Annotated in this window: 20 protein-coding genes and 1 pseudogene; 15 read left to right on the forward strand and 6 right to left on the reverse strand. The window is 70.6% G+C overall.

What is annotated here, in order from left to right; all coding sequences use genetic code 11:
* Positions 1-303 precede the first annotated feature (303 nt).
* The 3 genes from ACGGCP_RS11495 (at position 304) to ACGGCP_RS11505 (ending at position 3,658) form a co-directional block, all read left to right on the forward strand.
* Positions 304-1,455 carry an alkaline phosphatase PhoX gene (locus ACGGCP_RS11495; RefSeq protein WP_392964436.1) on the forward strand — a complete coding sequence of 384 codons (1,152 nt, stop codon included), beginning with the start codon at positions 304-306 and terminating at the stop codon, positions 1,453-1,455.
* A gap of 158 nt (positions 1,456-1,613) precedes the next feature.
* A complete protein-coding gene (locus ACGGCP_RS11500; protein ID WP_392964439.1) occupies positions 1,614-2,588 on the forward strand; it encodes an NAD(P)/FAD-dependent oxidoreductase in 975 nt (324 codons plus the stop codon).
* Between the two features lie 101 nt (positions 2,589-2,689).
* Complete coding sequence (locus ACGGCP_RS11505) at positions 2,690-3,658, forward strand: NAD(P)H-quinone oxidoreductase (protein ID WP_392964441.1); 969 nt, start codon at positions 2,690-2,692, stop codon at positions 3,656-3,658.
* A 353-nt stretch (positions 3,659-4,011) separates the two neighbouring features.
* On the opposite strand, the gene ACGGCP_RS11510 is transcribed toward ACGGCP_RS11505, so the two are convergent.
* Positions 4,012-4,479 (reverse strand): MerR family transcriptional regulator, encoded by a 468-nt coding sequence (locus ACGGCP_RS11510; RefSeq protein WP_392965091.1) that lies wholly within the window; start codon positions 4,477-4,479, stop codon positions 4,012-4,014.
* 168 nt (positions 4,480-4,647) lie between these two features.
* Between ACGGCP_RS11510 and thrS the strand changes: the two genes are divergently transcribed.
* Positions 4,648-6,669: a threonine--tRNA ligase gene (thrS, locus tag ACGGCP_RS11515; RefSeq protein WP_392964443.1), complete on the forward strand. Its 2,022-nt coding sequence runs from the start codon at positions 4,648-4,650 to the stop codon at positions 6,667-6,669.
* A gap of 117 nt (positions 6,670-6,786) precedes the next feature.
* On the opposite strand, the pseudogene ACGGCP_RS11520 reads toward thrS, so the two are convergent.
* Positions 6,787-8,208: pseudogene (locus ACGGCP_RS11520) on the reverse strand (potassium/proton antiporter); the annotation flags it as partial.
* Positions 8,209-8,290: 82 nt separating this feature from the next.
* On the opposite strand from ACGGCP_RS11520, the gene ACGGCP_RS11525 reads away from it, so the two are divergent.
* The 7 genes from ACGGCP_RS11525 (at position 8,291) to pdxS (ending at position 13,796) form a co-directional block, all read left to right on the forward strand.
* Complete coding sequence (locus ACGGCP_RS11525) at positions 8,291-8,836, forward strand: HIT family protein (protein ID WP_392964445.1); 546 nt, start codon at positions 8,291-8,293, stop codon at positions 8,834-8,836.
* A 115-nt stretch (positions 8,837-8,951) separates the two neighbouring features.
* Entirely contained in the window at positions 8,952-9,581 is a 630-nt protein-coding gene (pgsA, locus tag ACGGCP_RS11530; RefSeq protein WP_392964446.1) for a phosphatidylinositol phosphate synthase, read from the forward strand.
* On the forward strand, positions 9,574-10,470 hold the full coding sequence (locus tag ACGGCP_RS11535) for a phosphatidylinositol mannoside acyltransferase (RefSeq protein ID WP_392964448.1): 897 nt from the start codon (positions 9,574-9,576) through the stop codon (positions 10,468-10,470). Before pgsA ends, ACGGCP_RS11535 begins: the two co-directional genes overlap by 8 nt.
* A 13-nt stretch (positions 10,471-10,483) precedes the next feature.
* Complete coding sequence (locus ACGGCP_RS11540) at positions 10,484-11,599, forward strand: glycosyltransferase family 4 protein (protein WP_392965094.1); 1,116 nt, start codon at positions 10,484-10,486, stop codon at positions 11,597-11,599.
* A 122-nt stretch (positions 11,600-11,721) separates the two neighbouring features.
* On the forward strand, positions 11,722-12,195 hold the full coding sequence (locus ACGGCP_RS11545; protein ID WP_392964451.1) for an SPW repeat protein: 474 nt from the start codon (positions 11,722-11,724) through the stop codon (positions 12,193-12,195).
* A 72-nt stretch (positions 12,196-12,267) separates the two neighbouring features.
* Positions 12,268-12,747, forward strand: coding sequence for a hypothetical protein (locus ACGGCP_RS11550; RefSeq protein WP_392964454.1), 480 nt, complete (start codon positions 12,268-12,270; stop codon positions 12,745-12,747).
* Between the two features lie 128 nt (positions 12,748-12,875).
* On the forward strand, positions 12,876-13,796 hold the full coding sequence (pdxS, locus tag ACGGCP_RS11555; RefSeq protein ID WP_392964457.1) for a pyridoxal 5'-phosphate synthase lyase subunit PdxS: 921 nt from the start codon (positions 12,876-12,878) through the stop codon (positions 13,794-13,796).
* 63 nt (positions 13,797-13,859) lie between these two features.
* On the opposite strand, the gene ACGGCP_RS11560 is transcribed toward pdxS, so the two are convergent.
* Positions 13,860-14,264 carry an SSI family serine proteinase inhibitor gene (locus ACGGCP_RS11560; protein WP_392964459.1) on the reverse strand — a complete coding sequence of 135 codons (405 nt, stop codon included), beginning with the start codon at positions 14,262-14,264 and terminating at the stop codon, positions 13,860-13,862.
* A gap of 61 nt (positions 14,265-14,325) precedes the next feature.
* Between ACGGCP_RS11560 and ACGGCP_RS11565 the strand changes: the two genes are divergently transcribed.
* On the forward strand, positions 14,326-14,619 hold the full coding sequence (locus ACGGCP_RS11565) for a hypothetical protein (protein ID WP_392964462.1): 294 nt from the start codon (positions 14,326-14,328) through the stop codon (positions 14,617-14,619).
* On the opposite strand, the gene ACGGCP_RS11570 is transcribed toward ACGGCP_RS11565, so the two are convergent.
* Entirely contained in the window at positions 14,616-15,182 is a 567-nt protein-coding gene (locus ACGGCP_RS11570) for a hypothetical protein (protein ID WP_392964465.1), read from the reverse strand. The two genes, ACGGCP_RS11565 and ACGGCP_RS11570, sit on opposite strands and share 4 nt — an antisense overlap.
* A 53-nt stretch (positions 15,183-15,235) precedes the next feature.
* Positions 15,236-15,682, reverse strand: coding sequence for a hypothetical protein (locus ACGGCP_RS11575; protein WP_392964467.1), 447 nt, complete (start codon positions 15,680-15,682; stop codon positions 15,236-15,238).
* Between the two features lie 146 nt (positions 15,683-15,828).
* Here ACGGCP_RS11575 and pdxT point away from each other — a divergent pair, with 146 nt between their 5' ends.
* The 3 genes from pdxT to ACGGCP_RS11590 all read left to right on the forward strand — a co-directional run bounded on the left by pdxT (position 15,829) and on the right by ACGGCP_RS11590 (position 18,006).
* Positions 15,829-16,467: a pyridoxal 5'-phosphate synthase glutaminase subunit PdxT gene (gene pdxT, locus ACGGCP_RS11580; protein ID WP_392964469.1), complete on the forward strand. Its 639-nt coding sequence runs from the start codon at positions 15,829-15,831 to the stop codon at positions 16,465-16,467.
* 20 nt (positions 16,468-16,487) lie between these two features.
* The gene (locus ACGGCP_RS11585; protein ID WP_392964472.1) at positions 16,488-17,249 is read left to right on the forward strand and encodes a YebC/PmpR family DNA-binding transcriptional regulator; all 762 of its coding nucleotides are present in this window, start codon (positions 16,488-16,490) and stop codon (positions 17,247-17,249) included.
* Positions 17,250-17,343: 94 nt separating this feature from the next.
* Positions 17,344-18,006, forward strand: a complete 663-nt coding sequence (locus ACGGCP_RS11590) for a phosphoribosyltransferase (protein WP_392964475.1) — start codon at positions 17,344-17,346, stop codon at positions 18,004-18,006.
* A 50-nt stretch (positions 18,007-18,056) separates the two neighbouring features.
* On the opposite strand, the gene ACGGCP_RS11595 is transcribed toward ACGGCP_RS11590, so the two are convergent.
* On the reverse strand, positions 18,057-19,301 hold the full coding sequence (locus ACGGCP_RS11595; RefSeq protein ID WP_392964478.1) for a multidrug effflux MFS transporter: 1,245 nt from the start codon (positions 19,299-19,301) through the stop codon (positions 18,057-18,059).
* Positions 19,302-19,305 lie beyond the last annotated feature (4 nt).

Here is a 19,305-nt window from a genome sequence, read left to right on the forward strand (position 1 = left end):
GCGGCTGAGTCCCGGAGGTCCGGCAGGAGTCGGCCAGGAGTCGGGCAGGGCCGCCGCGCGAAGCTGCGCCGGGTGAGGAGCGGTGCGGCGCGAAGCCGTGGCGGCCAGGGAGCGCCGGGGTGGGAGGAGGTGCGCGGCAGCGATGCGGCGCGCTGCCGCATCGCGCGGCGAGGGACGTTCACGTCCCGGTCATCGAGACATCATCGACCCGTCCCGCCGCGTTGCCACGCGAAACGGCCTCGATTCCTTACGGTGTGTGGGCAAGCGATCCCTCCCATCTGTTCGCCCGCAAAGGAACCGCTCATGCAACGTCGTAACCTCCTCCGCGCGGCCGTGGTCGGCACCGGCTCCGTCGCCTTCGGCTTCACGATGACCCGCCCCTCGTTCGCGGCCTACCCCGTCCAGACCGGACCCAGCCCGTACGGGTCCCTCCAGTCCGCCGACGCCAACGGCGTCCTGCTCCCGCAGGGCTTCACCTCCCGCATCGTCGCCCGCTCCTCCCAGACCGTGCCCGGCACCTCCTACACCTGGCACGGCGCGCCCGACGGCGGCGCGTGCTTCGCCGACGGGAACGGCTGGATCTACACGTCCAACGCCGAGCTCTCGACCGGCGGCGGCGCGGGCGCGCTGCGCTTCGACTCCTCGGGGAACATCGTCGACGCCTACCGCATCCTCAGCAACACCCGCACCAACTGCGCGGGCGGCGCGACGCCCTGGAACACCTGGCTCTCCTGCGAGGAGGTCGACCGCGGCTACGTCTACGAGACCGACCCGTTCGGCGTCGACGCCGCCGCACAGCGGGCCGCCATGGGCCGCTTCAAGCACGAGGCCGCCGCGTGCGACCCCGACCGCGGCGTCGTCTACCTGACCGAGGACGTCTCCGACGGCGCGTTCTACCGCTTCAAGCCCACCACCTGGGGCGACCTCGCCTCCGGCACGCTGCAGGTCCTCACCGAGTCCGGCGGGGTCCTCACCTGGAAGAACGTGCCCGACCCCGACGGCTCGCCGACCGCCACACGCAACCAGGTCGCCAACACCAAGCGCTTCAACGGCGGCGAGGGGTGCTACTACGCCGACGGCGTCTGCTTCTTCACCACCAAGGGCGACAACCGGGTCTGGGCCTACGACGCGGTGAACAACACGATCGCCATCGCCTACGACGACAACCTCACCTCCAGCGCGCCGCTCACCGGCGTCGACAACATCACCGGCGCCGCCGCCAGCGGCGACCTGTTCATCGCCGAGGACGGCGGCAACATGGAGATCTGCATCATCACGCCCGACGACATCGTCGCGCCGTTCCTGCGCCTCTCCGGCCACGGCTCCTCCGAGATCACCGGCCCGGCGTTCAACCCGGCCGGGAACCGCCTCTACTTCTCGTCTCAGCGCGGCACCTCCGGCTCCAGCTCCGGCGGCATCACGTTCGAGGTGACCGGCCCCTTCCGCACGGCCTGAACTGAAGAGGCCCAGGGGTGCCGGCGCGCCGACGGCGAGTCGCCGTCATGCGCGCGCCGGCGCCCCCTGCGAATCACCGCGCTTCGCGAAGCCCCGCAGACGCCGCCGCGTCGCTAGGATGTCGGGACGTGTCCCTACAACGGAGTCGGTGATCGCCAATGCCCGTCCTCACCGTCGACCTCGCGATCGTCGGCGCCGGTCCCGCCGGCCTCTTCGCCGCCTACTACGCGGGGTTCCGCGGCCTGAAGACCGTCGTCCTCGACGCGCTTCCCGAAGCGGGCGGCCAGATCACGGCCATGTACCCCGAGAAGCAGATCCTCGACGTCGCCGGGTTCCCCTCGGTCAAGGGACGCGACCTGGTCGACAGCCTGCTGCGCCAGGCCGCCCCGTTCGAACCGCAGTACCTCCTCGGCCGTCAGGCGAGCAAGCTCGCGCACCCGGACGGCAAGCCCGTCCTCGAACTCGCCGACGGCCAGCGCATCGAGGCCGAAGCCGTGCTCATCACCGGCGGCCTCGGCAGCTTCTCGCCCCGGCCGCTCCCGGCCGCCGAGGACTTCCACGGCGCGGGGATCGTCTACTTCGTCCCCGAACTGGCCGCCCACGCAGGGCAGGACGTGGTGATCGTCGGCGGCGGCGACTCCGCGTTCGACTGGGCGATCGCCCTCCACGGCATCGCCCGCAGCACCGTGATCGTGCACCGGCGCGAGAAGTTCCGCGCCCACCAGGCGACCGTGGACCAGGTGCGCGGTCTCGGCGTGCCGATCCTCGTCAACGCCCAGGTCACCGCCGTCCACGGCACCGAGACGGTGAACGGCGTGTCCATAGAGGTCAAAGATGAGGGGGTCCGCGAGCTCCCGGCCGATGCGATCGTCGCGGCCCTCGGCTTCACCGCCGACCTCGGGCCGCTGGGGGAGTGGGGCCTCGAGCTCGACCGGCGCAGCATCGCCGTGGACTCCACGATGGCCACCAATCTGCCGCGCGTCTACGCCGCGGGCGACATCGCGTCATACCCGGGCAAGGTCAAGCTCATCGCGACCGGCTTCGGCGAGGCCGCCACGGCGGTCAACAACGCTGCCGTCGCGATCGACCCCGAAGCGCACCTCTTCCCTGGACACTCGAGCGAGAATCCCTAATCCATTGCAGCACAAGGGATCTCAAAAATCCAAATGGGACTAACGTGACGTACTGACGGGTATCGCGCCAGAGGCTCCAACGCGAGTCCTACTATGCGGAGATGCTTGCCATGACCGCCGCGGACGGCCGCCTCGCCGCCGCCCAGGTGCCCGAACCCGCGCCCGGCCCCGATGAAGTGCTCATCGAGGTCGCCGCCGCCGGCGTCAACCGCGCCGACCTCCTCCAAGTCGCCGGCCACTACCCGAGCCCGCCCGGTGCGCCCGCCTGGCCCGGACTCGAGGTCTCCGGCACGATCGTCAACGTCGGCAGCGACGACAACGCCACCTTCCTCGGCGCCGAGGTCTGCGCCCTGCTCCCCGGCGGCGGCTACGCCCAGTACGTCACCGTGGACGCCGGACTCGTGCTCCCCAAGCCCGAGAAGGTCGACCTCGTCGACGCGGCCGCGCTGCCCGAGGTCGCCGCCACCGTCTACTCCAACCTGGGATACCTCCTCGACACCCCCGCCGCCGACCGCAAGCGGCGCGTCCTCGTCCACGGCGGCGCGGGCGGCATCGGCACCTTCGCGGTCCAGTTCGCGAAGCAGCTCGCCGGAGCGGAGGTCTGGACGACCGCGCGCGCCGAATGGGCGCAGCGCCTCCAGGCGCTCGGCGCCGACCGCGTCATCGACTACCGCAACGAGGACTTCGCCGCCCTCGCCATGGAAGCGGGCGGCGCGGACGCCATCCTCGACGTCATCGGCGCGGCCTACTTCGAGCCCAACCTCAAGGCCCTCGCCCAGGACGGCCGCCTCGCGATCATCGGCCTCCAGCAGGGCACCAACGCCCAGATCCACCTCGGCGGCCTCCTCGCCAAGCGCGCCACGATCACCGGCACCACCCTCCGGGCCCGCCCGCTCGAACAGCGCCGCCAGATCCTCGCCGAAGCCTTCGAACGCGTCTGGCCCGCACTCGACTCCGGCGAGATCGAACCCGTCGTCACCACCAGGATCCCGCTCGCCGAAGCCGCGGAAGCGCACCGCCTCATGGGCGCGGGCGGCCACTTCGGCAAGATCGTCCTCACCGCGAAATAGGCGGCCGAGCGACCCCGGCCGCCTGGAAATCAGGCGGCCGAGCGGCCCCGGCCGCCCGGAGATGTCACACCCGCAGGGCACCCTTGAGTCCGGGGGCGCTGCGAATGTCCGATTCGCACAGAACCGCCGAAACGCGCCCGACCAGCGAGCCCTATGTCGGACCCGAACGGCACCATTGCAACCGGGGGCGCCTCGCGACGCCCGAATTATGTAGAAACGCCAAGACGCGCCGGGCTCGAGAGCCGGGCGCGTCCTCTCGTTCGCCTACTTCTCGCAGCAGCCGTGGCAGCAGTCCTGGCCGCCGCACTGGCACGACTCGTCGTTGCAGCAGTTGCAGCACTCGTCGGTCATGTTCACCCGCACTCACCTCCCTCGGAAGCACCGGGCGAGGCCCCCGCCCGCAGACCCTGCCGGGCCGGAGGGCACCAGTTCTCGGGCAGCGGCGGGTCGCACGAGCCCGAGTCGACCGCCCGCAGCATGTCCGTCAGCTGGGTCCGCAACCCTTCCAGCCGCGCGATCTCCGCCGAGATCTCGCTGATCCGCCGCTCCAGGTGCTGTCCGGCGGGCTCGCACGGGCACGATCCCGTGTCGCGCACCGCCAGCAGGTCGGCGATGTCGGCCAGGCGCAGCCCCGCGCGCTGGCACGCTCGGATGAACCGGGCCCGGTCCAGCGCCTCGGCGTCGTACCGGCGGTACCCGGCCGCGCTGCGCTCGGGCGCGGGGAACAGGCCCTCGCGCTCCCAGTGGCGGATGGCGTCGGTCGTGACGCCCACCTCGTCGGCGAGCCTCCCGACGGTCAGGGTCACGGTCGCTGCGGTCATGGATGAACCGTAGACCTTGGTGTCGGGACCAAGGTCAAGTCCGGACGCGAGGGAATCACCACCACGCCCGCGACCCGCTAATGCGATGGAGTCCACAACGCCGCGGCGACTACCATGGAGCCGAATATCCGCAGGCGGAAATCCGTCTACCAGCGAACGAGGAGAACCGTGGCACCCGCAGCGCCGAACCACAGCAGCCCAGCCGTCATCGAACCGCTGTGGGTCACTGCTGGCACCACGTGCGCTGCGGCGGTCGCCGAGGCCGGCCTCCCCGGCAACGGGCCGAACGCGATCGTCGTCGTCCGCGACGCCGACGGCCAGCTGCGCGACCTCTCGTGGGCCCCCGAGGCCGACACCAAGGTCGAGCCCGTGCCGCTGAACAGCCCCGACGGGCTCAACGTGATGCGCCACTCCGCCGCGCACGTCATGGCGCAGGCCGTCCAGGAGCTGAAGGAGGCCAAGCTCGGGATCGGCCCGCCGATCACCGACGGCTTCTACTACGACTTCGACGTCGAGGAGCCGTTCAACCCCGACGACCTCAAGGCCGTCGAGAAGCGGATGCTCCAGATCATCAAGCAGGGGCAGACCTTCCACCGGCGCAAGTACGCGTCCCTCGACGAGGCCCGCGCGGAGCTCGCGAACGAGCCGTACAAGCTCGAGCTCATCGAGACCAAGGGCGAGGGCACCGACGCCGACGAGATCATGGAGGTCGGCGGCGGCGAGCTCACCGCGTACGACAACCACGACCGCAACGGCGAGCGCGTCTGGGGGGACCTGTGCCGGGGCCCGCACCTGCCCTCGACCAAGCTCATCGGCGCCGTCAAGCTCATGCGCTCGGCCGCCGCGTACTGGATGGGCTCTGAGAAGAACCCGCAGCTCCAGCGCATCTACGGCACCGCTTGGGCGACTGTCCAGGACCAGAAGGACTACCTCGCGCGCCTCGCCGAGGCCGAGAAGCGCGACCACCGCAAGCTCGGCCAGCAGCTCGACCTCTTCTCGTTCCCGGACGAGCTCGGCTCGGGCCTGCCGGTGTTCCACCCCAAGGGCGCGATCATCCGCCACGAGATGGAGTCCTACCTGCGTGCGAAGCAGCACGAGGCCGGATACGAGGTGGTGAACACCCCGCACATCACCAAGGAGCAGCTGTTCCACACCTCGGGGCACCTGCCGTACTACGCGGACACCATGTTCCCGCCGATGGAGCTCGAGGGCGCGAACTACTACCTCAAGGCCATGAACTGCCCGATGCACAACCTGATCTTCCGCTCGCGCGGGCGCTCGTACCGCGAGCTGCCGCTGCGCCTGTCGGAGTTCGGGACCGTGTACCGGTACGAGAAGTCCGGCGTGGTCCACGGCCTCACCCGCGTGCGCGGCCTGACCCAGGACGACGCGCACATCTACTGCACCCAGGAGCAGGCGCCGGGCGAGATCCGCAGCCTGCTGGAGTTCGTGCTGCAGCTGCTGCGCGACTACGGCCTCAACGACTTCTACCTGGAGCTGTCCACCAAGGGCGAGTCGGAGAAGTTCATCGGCGACGACGAGCTTTGGGCGACCGCGACCGAGACCCTGCGCCAGGTGGCGGAGGAGTCCGGGCTCGACCTCGTCCCGGACCCGGGCGGCGCGGCCTTCTACGGCCCGAAGATCTCCGTCCAGGCCAAGGACGCGATCGGCCGGACCTGGCAGATGTCGACCATCCAGCTCGACTTCAACCAGCCCAACGGGTTCAACCTGGAGTACTCGGCCGCCGACGGCACCCGCAAGCAGCCGGTCATGATCCACCGGGCGCTGTTCGGCTCGATCGAGCGGTTCTTCGGCGTGCTCACCGAGCACTACGCGGGCGCGTTCCCGGCGTGGCTGGCCCCGGTCCAGGCCGTCGGCATCCCCGTCCGCGACGAGAACGCCGACTACCTCGAGGCGTTCTTCGGCAGGCTCCGCGCGGCGGGCATCCGCGGCGAGGTCGACCACTCGGACGACCGCATGCAGAAGAAGGTCCGCAACGCCCAGCTCCAGAAGATCCCGTTCATGGTCATCGCGGGCGACGAGGACCAGGCCGCCGGCACCGTGTCCTTCCGCTACCGCGACGGTTCCCAGCGCAACGGCGTCCCGATCGACGAGGCCATCGCCCACGTCGCCGAGATCGTCGAGTCCCGAGTCAACGAAGGCCCCTCGGCCGCAACCGAAGAGGCCTGACCGACCGTTCTCGCGGCCCGCACCATTCCGGTGCGGGCCGTTCGCGTTTAACGGCTTGCCGGTCTCTCCGAGCCAGCGGGCGAGGCGGCCTGCTCTGGCGAGGGCGGTGAGGCGTTCCTCGGTGGCCTCGCGCAGGGCCGGGTTGGTGACGATGAGGAGCTGGTCGCCCGAGCGGAGACGGTCGGGCTTGGCTGGCACGAAGAGGCGGTCCTTGCGCACGACTCCGGCGATGGCGCTGCCCTCGGGGAGCCGCAGCTCGAAGATCCTGATGCCCGCCAGCCCTGAGCCCTTCTGGACGGCCACGGCGAGGACCTCGGCGTCGACCGCGTCGAGCGGCGCCGCCTCGATCTCCACCTCCTGCACCGTCTCGGCCTGTACCAGGCCGAGACGGCGGGCCACCCACGGCAGCGTCGGCCCCTGGAGGAGCGTGAAGACGACCACCAGCACGAACACCATGTCCCACAGTCCCTGCGCGCCAGGGAGATTCGCGGCGTGCGGGATCGTGGCGAGGACGATGGGGATCGCGCCGCGCAGGCCCGCCCACGACAGGAGCGTCTTCTCCTTGAACGTGAAGCGGAACGGGATGAGGCACAGCCACACCGAGAGCGGCCGGGCGACGAGCGTGAGCACACCGCCGACGACCAGGGCCGGGACGATCGCGTTGACGAGGTTGTCCAGGGAGGCGAGCAGGCCGAGCATGACGAACATGCCGAGCTGGGCGACCCACCCGAGCCCGGTCGCGAACGACTGCGTCGCGGCCCGGTGCGGCAGATGGGAGTTGCCGAGGACGAGCGCGGCCAGGTACGCCGCGATGAACCCGGAGGCGTGCAGGACCCCGGCGGCCGCGAACGCGGCGAGCCCGAGGCTGAAGACCGCGAGCGGGTAGAGGCCCGAGACCGGCAGTGCGAGCCGCCGCAGCAGCCAGGCCCCGCCGAAGCCGATCGCGACGCCGAGCGCCGAGCCCACCGAGAGCTCCCACAGCAGGTCCCCGATGAGGTGCGCGGCGTCCGGGATGCCCGCCGCCGACGAGAACGCGAGCACCAGGATCACCGCGGGGGCGTCGTTGAAGCCCGACTCGGCTTCGAGGGTGCCGCTGAGGCGCTTGGGCAGGCCGACGCCGCGCAGTTCGGAGAACACGGCCGCCGCGTCGGTGGAGGCCACGACCGCGCCCATCACGAGCGACGCCTGCCAGTCGAAGCCCAGCAGGTAGTGCGTCCCCAGGGCCGTCACGGTCACCGAGATGCCCACGCCCGCGGTGGCGAGCATCCCGGCGGGGGCGAGCTGCCGGGAGATCGCCCGCCACCTGGTCGAGAGCCCGCCCTCGATGAGGATGAGCGCCAACGCGAACGTGCCGATGACCTGCGCGAGCTCGAAGTCGGTGAAGCGGATGCCGATGCCCTCGCTGAGCACCATCCCGGCCGCGAGGAAGATGAGCAGCGCGGGGAGGCCGAGCCGGTGGGTGGCCCGGATGGCGGCGATGGACAGGAGCACGGTGACGCAGCCGATGAGCACTACGAGGTACAGCTGGGGCAACGTCACGTCCGGAGCTTAACCGACACGACGTGTCACGGTGTTTTCGTCGGGTTTCCGGCTCGCTTCCCGCGTGGCCTAGGATCGTTCCGTGGAAGAGCGCGAAGGCGAAGGCGTCGGCGTCCCCGACGGGTACGAGCGGCTGTGGACCCCGCACCGCATGTCCTACATCCAAGGCGAGGGGAAGCCCACCGGCGACGACGCGGACGTCGAGGGCTGCCCGTTCTGCGAGATCCCCAAGCTCGAGGACGCGGACGGCAACATCGTCGCGCGGGCCTCGTCGATGTACGTGGTCATGAACAAGTACCCGTACAACAACGGCCACCTCATGGTCGTGCCCTTCCGGCACGTGCCCGACTACACCGACCTGGACGCGGACGAGATCGCCGAGATGGGCGCGCTCACTCAGCGCGCCATGACCGTGCTGCGCGCCGTGATGGGCGCGCACGGGTTCAACATCGGCATGAACCAGGGCCAGGTCGCGGGCGCGGGGATCGCCGGGCACCTGCACGAGCACATCGTCCCGCGCTGGGGCGGCGACGCGAACTTCATGCCGATCATCGGGCGCACCAAGACCCTCCCGCAGCTGCTGAAGGACACCCGCGAGGAGCTCGCGGCCGCATGGGAGCGGGTGTGACCGGGCGGACCCCGTTACAGTCAGAGGTGTCGCTCCTCCCGGCCCGTTCGGGGGCGGGCACCGCACCCACTTGCCCGAACACCCACTTGGGCCTGCCTAAGAAAAACAGGAGACCATGGCGAAGTTCCTTCGGACCTCCGGCCGAGCGGGCGTACGCCGCTACGTCGACGCCGCCGCGAAGGTCCTCATCCGCGTCGGCGTGTCCGCCAACGCCGTCACCGTCGCCGGAACCGCCGTGGTCGTCGGCGCCTCCGTGCTGCTGCTCGCCCCCGGGCACCTGCTCGCGGGCCTCATCGTCGTCGCGGCCTCGGTCCTCACCGACATGCTCGACGGCGCGATCGCCCGCGTCAACGGCACCACGAGCCGCTTCGGCGCGCTCCTCGACTCCACTTGCGACCGTCTCGCGGACGGCGCGATCTTCGCGGGGCTCGCGTACTTCCTCCTCGCCGAGGACCGGGGCCTGGGCGGCGCGCTCGCGCTGTGGGCGCTCATCGCCTCCCAGATGGTCTCGTACGTGAAGGCCCGCGCCGAATCGCTCGGCGCCGAGTGCAACGTCGGCATCGCCGAGCGGCCCGAGCGGCTCATCATCGCGGCCGCCACGGTCCTGGCCGAGGTCCTGGGCGTGCCGTGGGCGCTCGAAGCGGGCATGGGCCTGCTGGCCGTGCTCGCCTCGATCACCGTGGTGCAGCGCCTGGTGTTCGCGCGCGCGGCGCTCGCCGCGAGCGAGGAGCGCGTCGATGTCTGAACGCCTCACCGAGCTGGCCTATCTGGCCGCCTGGCGCGGCGTGCGGCTCCTCCCCGAGGGCGCGGCCGGCGCCCTGGGGAACCGCTTCGCGGACCGCGCGCTGAAGAAGAACGGCCGGGGCGTGCGCCAGCTCCGCAAGAATCTGGCCCGCGTCGTCGGCGGCGAACCCGACGAGGCGCTCATGCGCCAGGCGATGCGCTCGTACGCCCGGTACTGGCTGGAGGCGTTCCGGCTGCCGTCGATGAGCACCGCGCGGCTGCAGCAGAAGTTCGAGATGAACGGCTACGAGCCGGTGCACGAGCGGGCAGAGCGGGGCCTGGGCTCGATCGTGGCGCTGCCGCACTGCGGGAACTGGGACTTCGCGGGCGCCTGGGTCGGCGCGGTCGCGAAGGACCGGCTCACCACCGTCGCCGAGCGGTTGAAGCCCGAAGGGGTCTACCGGCGGTTCCTCGAATACCGCGAGTCGCTGGGCATGCAGATCATCCCGACTTCCGGCGGCGACCGCAATCCGCAAGCGGCCCTTGGCGAAGCGCTCGACGACGGGCACGTGGTCGCGCTCGTGGCCGACCGCGACCTGGGGCGCGGCGGCACCGAGGTGAAGTTCTTCGGCGAGGCCACCACGTTCCCCACCGGGCCCGCGCTGCTGGCGATCCGCAACAAGGTCGAGCTGTTCACCGCCGCGATCCACTACGAGGACGACCGCGCGGTCTGCCACATCAGCGGCCCGGTCGACCTCGGCACCGGCTCGTTCCGCGAGCGCGTCTCCGGCACGACCCAGCGCATGGCCGAGGCCTTCGAGGAGGGCATCCGCGCGCATCCGGCGGACTGGCACATGCTGCAGCGCTTCTGGTCCGCCGATTTCGACGCGCCGCGGGAAAGCGCGCACTGACATGGCGGACCTGCTGCGGATCGGGATCGTCAGCCCGTACTCCTTCGACGTCCCCGGCGGGGTCCAGTTCCACATCCGCGACCTGGCCGAGACCCTGATCGACGCCGGGCACGACGTGTCGGTCCTGGCCCCCGCGACCGAGACCGCGGACCTGCCGGACTTCGTGGTCCCCGGCGGGAAGGCCGTCGCGGTGCCCTACAACGGATCCGTCGCGCGCCTGGCGTTCGGGCCGCGCTCGGCCGCGCGCGTGCGCAAGTGGTGCGCGGAAGGCGACTTCGACGTCGTCCACGTGCACGAACCGCTCACGTTGAGCCTCTCCTATCTCGCGGTGCTCAACGCCAAGTGCCCGGTCGTGGCCACGTTCCACACCGCGATCACCCGCTCGCGGATGCTCGCGGCCGGGAAGCACATGGCGCAGCTGGTCCTGGAGAGCCTCTCGGCGCGGATCGCCGTGAGCCCCTACGCGCGCAAGGTCCAGGTCGAGCACCTGGGCGGCGGCGCGGTCGAGATCCCCAACGGCGTCTCGGTCGCGTTCTACCGCAAGGCGGCCCCGCTCGCGGACAAGCCGGACGGGCCCACGATCGGGTTCATGGGCCGGTACACCGAGCCGCGCAAGGGCTTCCCGATCCTGCGCGAGGCGTTCGCGCGCCTCGCCGCCGACCGCCCCGACCTGCACCTGCTCGTCGTCGGCCGCGGCGACCCCGAGGCGGCCGTCGCCGGGCTCGACCCCGACGTCGCCCGCCGCATCCGCTTCCTCGGCGCGGTGGACGACGAGCAGAAGGCCTCGATGCTCGCGGGCGTCGACCTCTACGTCGCCCCCAACACCGGCGGCGAGTCGTTCGGGATGATCCTCACCGAGGCCATGGCCGCCGGGACCTGCGTCCTCGCCTCCGACATCGAGGCGTTCAGCGCGGTCCTCGACGACGGCAAGGCGGGGGAGCTGTTCACCATGGGCGACAGCGCCGACCTCGCGGCCAAGGCCGCCCGGCTCCTCGACGACAAGGCACTCCGTACGTCGTACGTAGAGCGGGCGAACGAGTGGGTCAAGCGCTACGACTGGCCCGAGGTCGCCGCCCGGCTCCTGGAGGTCTACCGCGCCGCCATCGAAGCGGGCACCGAACGCCGCTGAGCCCCGTAAAACGTGTGACCGCCTCTTTACTCTGCGTGCGCAATGGGTACATAATGAGGCGAAGGGGCCGCGTAGTCCCGTGCCGGAGCCGCACGCGCGCGGACCCCACGGAGGGCAGTTCGATGGCCGATATCTCTCACCGGGGCGAAGCGAAGATGGGCGAAGCGATGACCACGCACCCGGACGTCCACGAGATGCGGGCCCGCTACGACAAGATGCTCGGCCGGAGGGACGTGGCGTTCATCGACGCCCCCGTCTTCCTCGTCGGCCTCTACTGCATCATCTCGCCCTGGGTGGTCGGGTTCTCGGCCACGCAGGCCGACTTCGCCACGCACAACCTGATCGTCGGCATCGCCGTGGGCCTGCTGGCGCTCGGATTCACCGTGGCGCCCGAGCGCATGTACGGCATGAGCTGGGCGCTCTGCGCCGTCGGCGTCTGGCTGGCGGTCTCGCCTTGGGTGCTCATCACCAACCCGGAGACGAGCCTCATCTGGAACAACGTCATCGTCGGCGCCCTGACCTTCCTCCTCGGCCTCATGGCCGCCTGGCAGGTCCGAGGCACCCGCGAGACACCGCCCGCAGGGGCCGAGATGTAGCCCGTACCCGAACCCGCACAGCGCCCGCCTCCGGATCCCCGGCGGCGGGTGCTCCCACGTAATATCAGCCCGATGTGGTGGTTGGCTGTGCTCGTGACGATCGTGGCCGTCGTAGGCGCGTACGCGACATGGACGGTCACCCGGGTCGAACGCCTGCACCGCCGCGCCCGCGCCGCCGAGGGCGCCCTCCTCGCCAAGCTCGACGACCGCGCCGAGACCGTCCTCAAGTTCGTCGGCACCCCCGGCTTCGAAGAGGTCGTCGCCCTCGCCCTCTCCGTCGTCGCCGTCCCCGCCGACACCCAGCGCCAGCGCGAACTGCGCGAGTACGCCGAGAACGACCTCACCCGCGCCCTGCGCGAACTCGCCGCGAACCCGGTCTGGTCCGACGACCTCGACGCCGCCAACCGCCGCGTCGCCCTCGCCCGCCAGATCCACTCCGACTTCGTGCGCGACGCCGTCGCCTCCCGATCCCTCCCGATGTCCGTCGTGCTCCGCCTCCACCGCCGCCTGCCCCGCCCCGAGTACTGGGACATCGAAGACCCCGTGCACTAGGCCGCGACGGCCTCACTCCGGGTTTGTATCACCGGGCCTGTGAGGCGGGTCGCGGCGTAGACTCGGCCAGGTCAGCACCCCCTCATGGCGAAGCCATGGACATGCCCAGCAGTTGACGACTACCTCAGATGGAGCCGGGAACCGTGTCAGAGACCCAGAAGACCGAGGCCGAGATCGGGACCGCCCGCGTCAAGCGCGGCATGGCCGACATGCTGAAAGGCGGCGTCATCATGGACGTCGTCACGCCCGAGCAGGCCAAGATCGCCGAGGACGCCGGGGCCGTCGCGGTCATGGCGCTCGAGCGCGTCCCGGCCGACATCCGCCGCGAAGGCGGCGTCTCGCGCATGTCCGACCCCGACATGATCGACGGCATCATCGAGGCCGTCTCGATCCCCGTCATGGCCAAGGCCCGCATCGGCCACTTCACCGAAGCGGCCGTCCTGGAGTCCCTCGGCGTCGACTACGTGGACGAGTCCGAGGTCCTCACCCCCGCCGACGAGGCCAACCACATCGACAAGTGGCAGTACAACGTGCCGTTCGTGTGCGGCGCGACCAACCTCGGCGAGGCCCTGCGCCGCATCAGCGAGGGCGCGGCCATGATCCGCTCCAAGGGCGAGGCCGGGACCGGCAACGTCGTCGAGGCCACCCGCCACATGCGACAGATCCGCCAGGACATCGGCAAGCTCACCACGCTCGACTCCACCGAGCTGTACGCCGCCGCCAAGGAGCTCCGCGCCCCCTACGAGCTCGTCGCCGAGGTCGCCAAGCTCGGCAAGCTCCCGGTCGTGCTCTTCACCGCGGGCGGCATCGCCACCCCCGCGGACGCGGCCATGATGATGCAGCTCGGCGCCGAGGGCGTCTTCGTCGGCTCCGGCATCTTCAAGTCCGGCGACCCGGCCAAGCGCGCCGCCGCCATCGTCAAGGCCACGGCCTTCTACGACGACCCGAAGGTCATCGCCGAGGTCTCCCGCGGCCTGGGCGAGGCCATGGTCGGCATCAACGTCGACACCCTCCCCGAGGAGCAGAAGCTCGCCAAGCGCGGCTGGTAGACGGACGCGGAACGGGCCGGGAGCATCTCGCTCCCGGCCCGTTCCCGTGTTCTGATGCCGAGCCTAGAGGTCGAGCAGGGCCCCGCCGGTGGCCATGACCGCCTCGCAGCCGTTCCCGTACTCCTCGACGAACAGCTGCGGCGTCCCCTGCCAGTGCCCGGAGACGACGACCTGTACTGGGTCGTACTCCTTGGTGCACATGCCGTCCGCGGCCGGGATCCGGTCGATGCGCCCGCCCGCGTCCTCGAGCTGCGCGCACACCCGCTCCGCGTTCGGGTGCTCGCTCAGCCCGGCCGGGCAGTCCAGGGTGATCGTGACGTCCTCGCCCCCGTTCAGCGGGTGCAGGAAGACCTGGAAGCGGCTGTGCGGGGCGTCCGCGTGGAGGGCCTGGGCCGGTCCGGCCGCGGCCGCCTGCGCGAACGCGGCCGCGCCGATAACGGCTGCGGCGCTGACAAACTGCTTGAGCATGCCGCGATCCTAAGGACCCGAAGGGGTCCGCACCCGCTTCGACACGCTTTAGGCTGGGGCCATGAACGCAAGCGACCTCGATCAGCTCCCGACCGCCGACCTCCAGCAGCGCGCGTTCGCGCTGGCGCGCGAGCGCCGCGACTGGCGGTTCTTCATCGACCTGTTCCGGCACACCCCGACCGCGCTCGAATCCGAGGACATCGACCCCGACGTGGCCGAGATCGGCGTCGCGATCGACGATCTGCTCGGCATCTGGCGCGAAGCCACCAAAGGGGACTGGGGCTCGGCCGAGCCCCTGGCGCGGGCGGCGTTCATCGACTACATCCAGCGGCACGGCTCGGCCGAGTCGGACTAGTCCTCCGCGAGGTCCTTCTCGCTCTTGCTGAGCCACCAGCGGATGTCGGTGGAGAACAGCCACCACAGGGCGAGCACGGACGCGAACACCCACGGGGCGACCAGGAGCCCGAACTGCGTGGACATGTACATGCCCTCGACGAACAGGATCGCGGTGGCGCCGACCGCCCACCAGCGCACGGCCTTCAGGCGGGACTTGAGGCGGGTCGCGCACAGCGCCGCGATGATGGACGCGATGACTGCGAGGCCCGCGATGGTGACCGTCATGACGAGGAACCCGGTGCTCTGGAATGTCTCGTAGGCGGTCTTCGCGATCTCCTCGGGCTCGGTGCCCTCGACCGGGTTCTCCTGGTAGTGCTTCAGGATCTCCGCTTCGCTGATGCTGCGCGCGCCGAGGGAGTTGTAGAAGAACAGGGTGCCGAGCAGCACCGCGAACGCCACCTGCACCCACATCGCGATCTGGAGCCGCAGGAGCTTCTTGCGGGGCGTCTCGCCCTCGCCGTTCGCGTCCTTCTCGGGCTCGATCGGGCCCTTGTCGCGGCCGAAGTTCGGTTGCGGAAGCATTATGTGGCCTTTCAGCTGGCAGGTCGCCCGGCGTGCGCCCTAGTGGTTGAACCCTAGTGGTTGAACCAGCGGCGGGCGAAGCGCTCGGTAAGCGTTCCCAAGATCGTAATCGGCACGATGACGAGGCCGATGCAGAGCGCCCAGTAGAGTCCGCTCGTGAACAGCAGCCAGCCCAGGCCGACGATCGCGGCGACCTGCACGAGCAGGATCAGGACCCACAGGATGCGCCACTGGAAGCGCAGCAGGGCGATGGCGAGGACCAGGAACAGCGCGAGGCCGCCCAGGCCGACGGCGGCGCGGTAGACGTCGTGCTCGGCGGCCGGGGGCACGAAGTCGTTCGCCTGGTGGTGCAGCAGGACGATGAGGCCGCCCGCGACGAGCGCGATGAGCGCTTCGATCCACATGGCGTTGCGTCCGGCCCGGACGGCGCGGGGCATCGGGTTGCGCTTCGAGGTCTTGGCCATCTTCTTCTTACTCCCGGGCATGAAGGGGTGCGTCACGTTCGATCGCAGACTTTAACGGATCGTCGCCCCTCGGCCGAGTTCAGCCTGCTTTCGGTCACAGCGGCGATCGAGCAGGTAGGCACGGGAGCGAACCCGAATTACGCTTGTGGCGCCCGATGCACCGAGACTTTTGGAGTTCTCTCATGACCGCTGTGCCCCTGATCGGCGTGCTCGCCCTGCAAGGCGACGTGGTCGACCACATGCGCGCGCTCGAGGCCGCGGGCGCGCGGGCCGTGCGGGTGCGCCGCGCCGAGGAGCTCGACGCCGTGCAGGGCCTGGTCATCCCCGGCGGGGAGTCGACCACCATGAGCAAACTCCTGGAGATCTTCGACCTGTTCGAGCCGGTCAAGAAGCGGCTGGACGCGGGGCTGCCGGTGTTCGGGTCGTGCGCGGGCATGATCATGCTCGCCGACGAGGTCCTGGACGGCCGCCCCGACCAGCGCTCGTTCGGCGCGATCCCGATGACGGTGCGCCGCAACGCGTTCGGCCGCCAAGTGGACTCGTTCGAGACCGAGATCGCGGTCGAGGGCATCGCGGGCGACCCGTTCCGGGCCGTGTTCATCCGGGCCCCGTGGGTCGAGCGCGTGGGCGAAGGCGTCCAGGTCCTCGCCAGGGTCGACAGCGGTGACGGGGAGGGCGGCGAGCAGGGCGGTAGGATCGTCGCCGTACGTGCGGGCGCTTGCCTGGCCACCTCCTTCCACCCGGAGGTGACCGCTGACGCGCGGGTGCACGAGTACTTCGTGGGAATGGTCCGAGGCGCAGACGCCGGACCGGTCGAATAAGAGGAACGAGGAACGCCGGTATGAGTGGTCACTCCAAGTGGGCGACGACCAAGCACAAGAAGGCCGCGATCGACGCCAAGCGGGGCAAGATCTTCGCGAAGCTCATCAAGAACATCGAGGTCGCGGCGCGCACCGGTGGTCCTGACCCGGCGGGCAACCCGACGCTCTTCGACGCGATCCAGAAGGCCAAGAAGAGCTCGGTCCCCAACGACAACATCGACCGCGCGGTCAAGCGCGGCGGCGGGCTCGACGGCGGCGGCGTCGACTACGAGACCCTGATGTACGAAGGCTACGCGTCGGGCGGCGTCGCGGTGCTCATCGAGTGCCTCACCGACAACCGCAACCGCGCCGCCGCCGAGGTCCGCGTGGCGCTGACGCGCAACGGCGGCTCGCTCGGCGAGGCCGGCTCGGTCGGGTACATGTTCTCCCGCAAGGGCACGATCATCGTCTCCGCCGACGAGAAGCTCACCGAGGACGACATCCTCATGGCGGTCCTCGACGCGGGCGCCGAAGAGGTCAACGACCTCGGCGAGGGCGGCTTCGAGGTGCTGTGCGAGCCGACCGACCTCATCGCGGTGCGCACCGCCCTGCAGGAAGCCGGGATCGACTACGACTCGGCCGAGGCGGGCTTCGTGGCCTCCACGCACATCGCCGTGGACGTCGAGGGCGCGCGCAAGGTCATCCGCGTGGTCGACGCGCTGGAGGACTCCGACGAGGTCCAGAACGTGTGGACGAACGCCGACATCTCCGACGAGGTGCTGGCGCAGCTCGACGCCGAGTAGACATCGCGTACGAAAGGCCCGGAACGCCCCGCGTCCCGGGCCTTTCGGCTGCTCAGCGGGGTTTAGGCCGGGCCCGGGCGGGCACCTCCGGACCGTGGGAGACCAGAGGTTCGCCGACAGAGCGGACGCCGGACGTGCGCTGGCGCTGCGGCTGGTCGACGACTACTACGGCCGCGACGGCCTGCTGGTGCTGGGCCTCCCGCGCGGCGGCGTCCCCGTGGCGTACGAAGTGGCGATGGCCCTCGAAGCGCCCCTCGACGTGTTCACGGTCCGCAAGATCGGCGTGCCCGGCCGCGAGGAGCTGGCGATGGGCGCGGTCGCCTCCGGCGGCGCGGTGGTGATGAACTACGAGGTCGCCGACATGATCGACATCGCGCCCCGGGAGTTCGACGAGGCCGCCGAGCGCGCGCTCGCCGAGCTCGCGCGCCGCGAGGAGGTCTATACGAGGGGCCGTCCGCCGCTGCGGCCCGAGGGCCGGACGGTGATGCTCGTCGACGACGGCCTGGCGACCGGGGCGACGATGCGCGCGGCGGTGCGGGCCGTGTCGGAGCTGGGCCCCGAGCGGGTGGTCGTCGCCGTGCCGTGCGCGCCGAAATCGGCCGTGCGGGAGCTGTCGGCGATGGTCGACGAGCTGGTGTGCGTGTCGGTCCCGCCCTGGTTCCAGGCGGTGGGCCAGTGCTACGAGCGGTTCGACCAGACCAGCGACGAGGCGGTGGGCGAGCTCTTGGAGGCGGCCGCGTCGCGCGGGGAGCGCTGAAACGAGAAGGGGCCCGGAGCGTTCCGCTCCGGGCCCTCGCGTCTGCGCTGCTAGGCGATGGCGGGTTCCTTGCGGTACACCGCGATCGTCCACACGACCGCCGCGGCGGTGGCGACCGCGTACACGCTCAGGCCGATCGTCATGTTCGCGAGCGTCACGCCGCCGATGGTGGCGAGGGCGGGCATCGCGCCGCCCGCGCCCATCTGGAGCGAGCCCATGAACGCCGAGGCGGTCCCGGCGATCTGGGGCGGCTGCGAGGACATCGCGGCCGCGCCCGCGTTCGGGAAGACCACGCCGCAGCCGAACATCATGAGCACGATCCCGGCCGGGACCGTCCACAGGTTCTCGGCGCCCGCGAACTGGACGGCGGCGATCCACGCGACGCCGGCGAGCGAGATCGCCATGCCGGTGATCATGCGCTGGTTCGACTCCGAGTGGTCGATCATGAGCATGTTGACCTGGTTGCCCGCCAGGAGCGCGAGCGTGCCGAGCGCGAACAGCAGCGAGTAGAAGCCCGCGGTCGCGCCCAGCTCGTTCTGGGAGATGAAGCTGAACGTCGAGACGTACGTGAACAGCATCGAGAAGTTCATGATGACCACGAGCGTGGGCGCGATGAAGCGCGCGTCGCGGACCAGCGTCCACAGGGACGCGGCGAACTCGCGCCCGCCCATCGCGCGGCGCTCCTGCGCCGGGAGGCTCTCGGGCAGGAACCTCCACACCAGGAACGTGGTCAGGACCGACAGGACGGCCATGAACACGAACACGGTCTGCCAGGGGCCGAAGCGGATGAGCTGCGCGCCGACGATCGGGCCGAGCATCGGCGCGAGCATCGTGACGAACATCATCTTGGCCGTGAACCGGGTCATGTCGTCGCCCGCGAAGTGGTCGCGGATGACCGCGCGGGCCACCACGACCCCGGCCGCGCCGCTGAGGCCCTGGATGAAGCGCATGACGATGAGCAGGTCGGCGCTCTGCGCCACGGTGCACACCAGCGAGGTGACGGTGAAGACCATCATGCCGATGAGCAGCGGCTTGCGACGGCCGATGCGGTCCGAGAGCGGGCCGATGAAGGCCTGGCCCAGGCCCATGCCGATCATCATCGAGGTCAGGGTGAGCTGGATGCGGCTCTCGGGGGAGCCGAGGGCATCGGCCATCGCGGGGAAGGCCGGGAGGTAGAGGTCGATCGCGATCGGCGCGGTCGCCGAAAGCGCCCCGAGCACGAACACCATCGTGGCGATGAAGCGTCGCGAGTGTCCGGGCGCGGCGACCGGCGGTATGAAGGCAGCAGCAGACACAGTT

It is taken from the genome of Glycomyces sp. NPDC048151, from assembly GCF_043202775.1.
In the GTDB taxonomy this organism is placed as follows: Bacteria; Actinomycetota; Actinomycetes; order Mycobacteriales; family Micromonosporaceae; genus Glycomyces.

What these genes read in the sequence shown, in the direction of transcription:
- ACGGCP_RS11495 (WP_392964436.1), top strand. Translation starts at nt 304, where the DNA reads ATGCAACGTCGTAACCTCCTCCGCGCGGCCGTGGTCGGCACCGGCTCC.
- ACGGCP_RS11500 (WP_392964439.1), top strand. Translation starts at nt 1,614, where the DNA reads ATGCCCGTCCTCACCGTCGACCTCGCGATCGTCGGCGCCGGTCCCGCC.
- ACGGCP_RS11505 (WP_392964441.1), top strand. Translation starts at nt 2,690, where the DNA reads ATGCTTGCCATGACCGCCGCGGACGGCCGCCTCGCCGCCGCCCAGGTG.
- ACGGCP_RS11510 (WP_392965091.1), bottom strand. Translation starts at nt 4,479, where the DNA reads ATGACCGCAGCGACCGTGACCCTGACCGTCGGGAGGCTCGCCGACGAG.
- pgsA (WP_392964446.1), top strand. Translation starts at nt 8,952, where the DNA reads ATGGCGAAGTTCCTTCGGACCTCCGGCCGAGCGGGCGTACGCCGCTAC.
- ACGGCP_RS11535 (WP_392964448.1), top strand. Translation starts at nt 9,574, where the DNA reads ATGTCTGAACGCCTCACCGAGCTGGCCTATCTGGCCGCCTGGCGCGGC.
- ACGGCP_RS11545 (WP_392964451.1), top strand. Translation starts at nt 11,722, where the DNA reads ATGGCCGATATCTCTCACCGGGGCGAAGCGAAGATGGGCGAAGCGATG.
- ACGGCP_RS11550 (WP_392964454.1), top strand. Translation starts at nt 12,268, where the DNA reads ATGTGGTGGTTGGCTGTGCTCGTGACGATCGTGGCCGTCGTAGGCGCG.
- pdxS (WP_392964457.1), top strand. Translation starts at nt 12,876, where the DNA reads ATGGAGCCGGGAACCGTGTCAGAGACCCAGAAGACCGAGGCCGAGATC.
- ACGGCP_RS11560 (WP_392964459.1), bottom strand. Translation starts at nt 14,264, where the DNA reads ATGCTCAAGCAGTTTGTCAGCGCCGCAGCCGTTATCGGCGCGGCCGCG.
- ACGGCP_RS11565 (WP_392964462.1), top strand. Translation starts at nt 14,326, where the DNA reads ATGAACGCAAGCGACCTCGATCAGCTCCCGACCGCCGACCTCCAGCAG.
- ACGGCP_RS11570 (WP_392964465.1), bottom strand. Translation starts at nt 15,182, where the DNA reads ATGCTTCCGCAACCGAACTTCGGCCGCGACAAGGGCCCGATCGAGCCC.
- pdxT (WP_392964469.1), top strand. Translation starts at nt 15,829, where the DNA reads ATGACCGCTGTGCCCCTGATCGGCGTGCTCGCCCTGCAAGGCGACGTG.
- ACGGCP_RS11585 (WP_392964472.1), top strand. Translation starts at nt 16,488, where the DNA reads ATGAGTGGTCACTCCAAGTGGGCGACGACCAAGCACAAGAAGGCCGCG.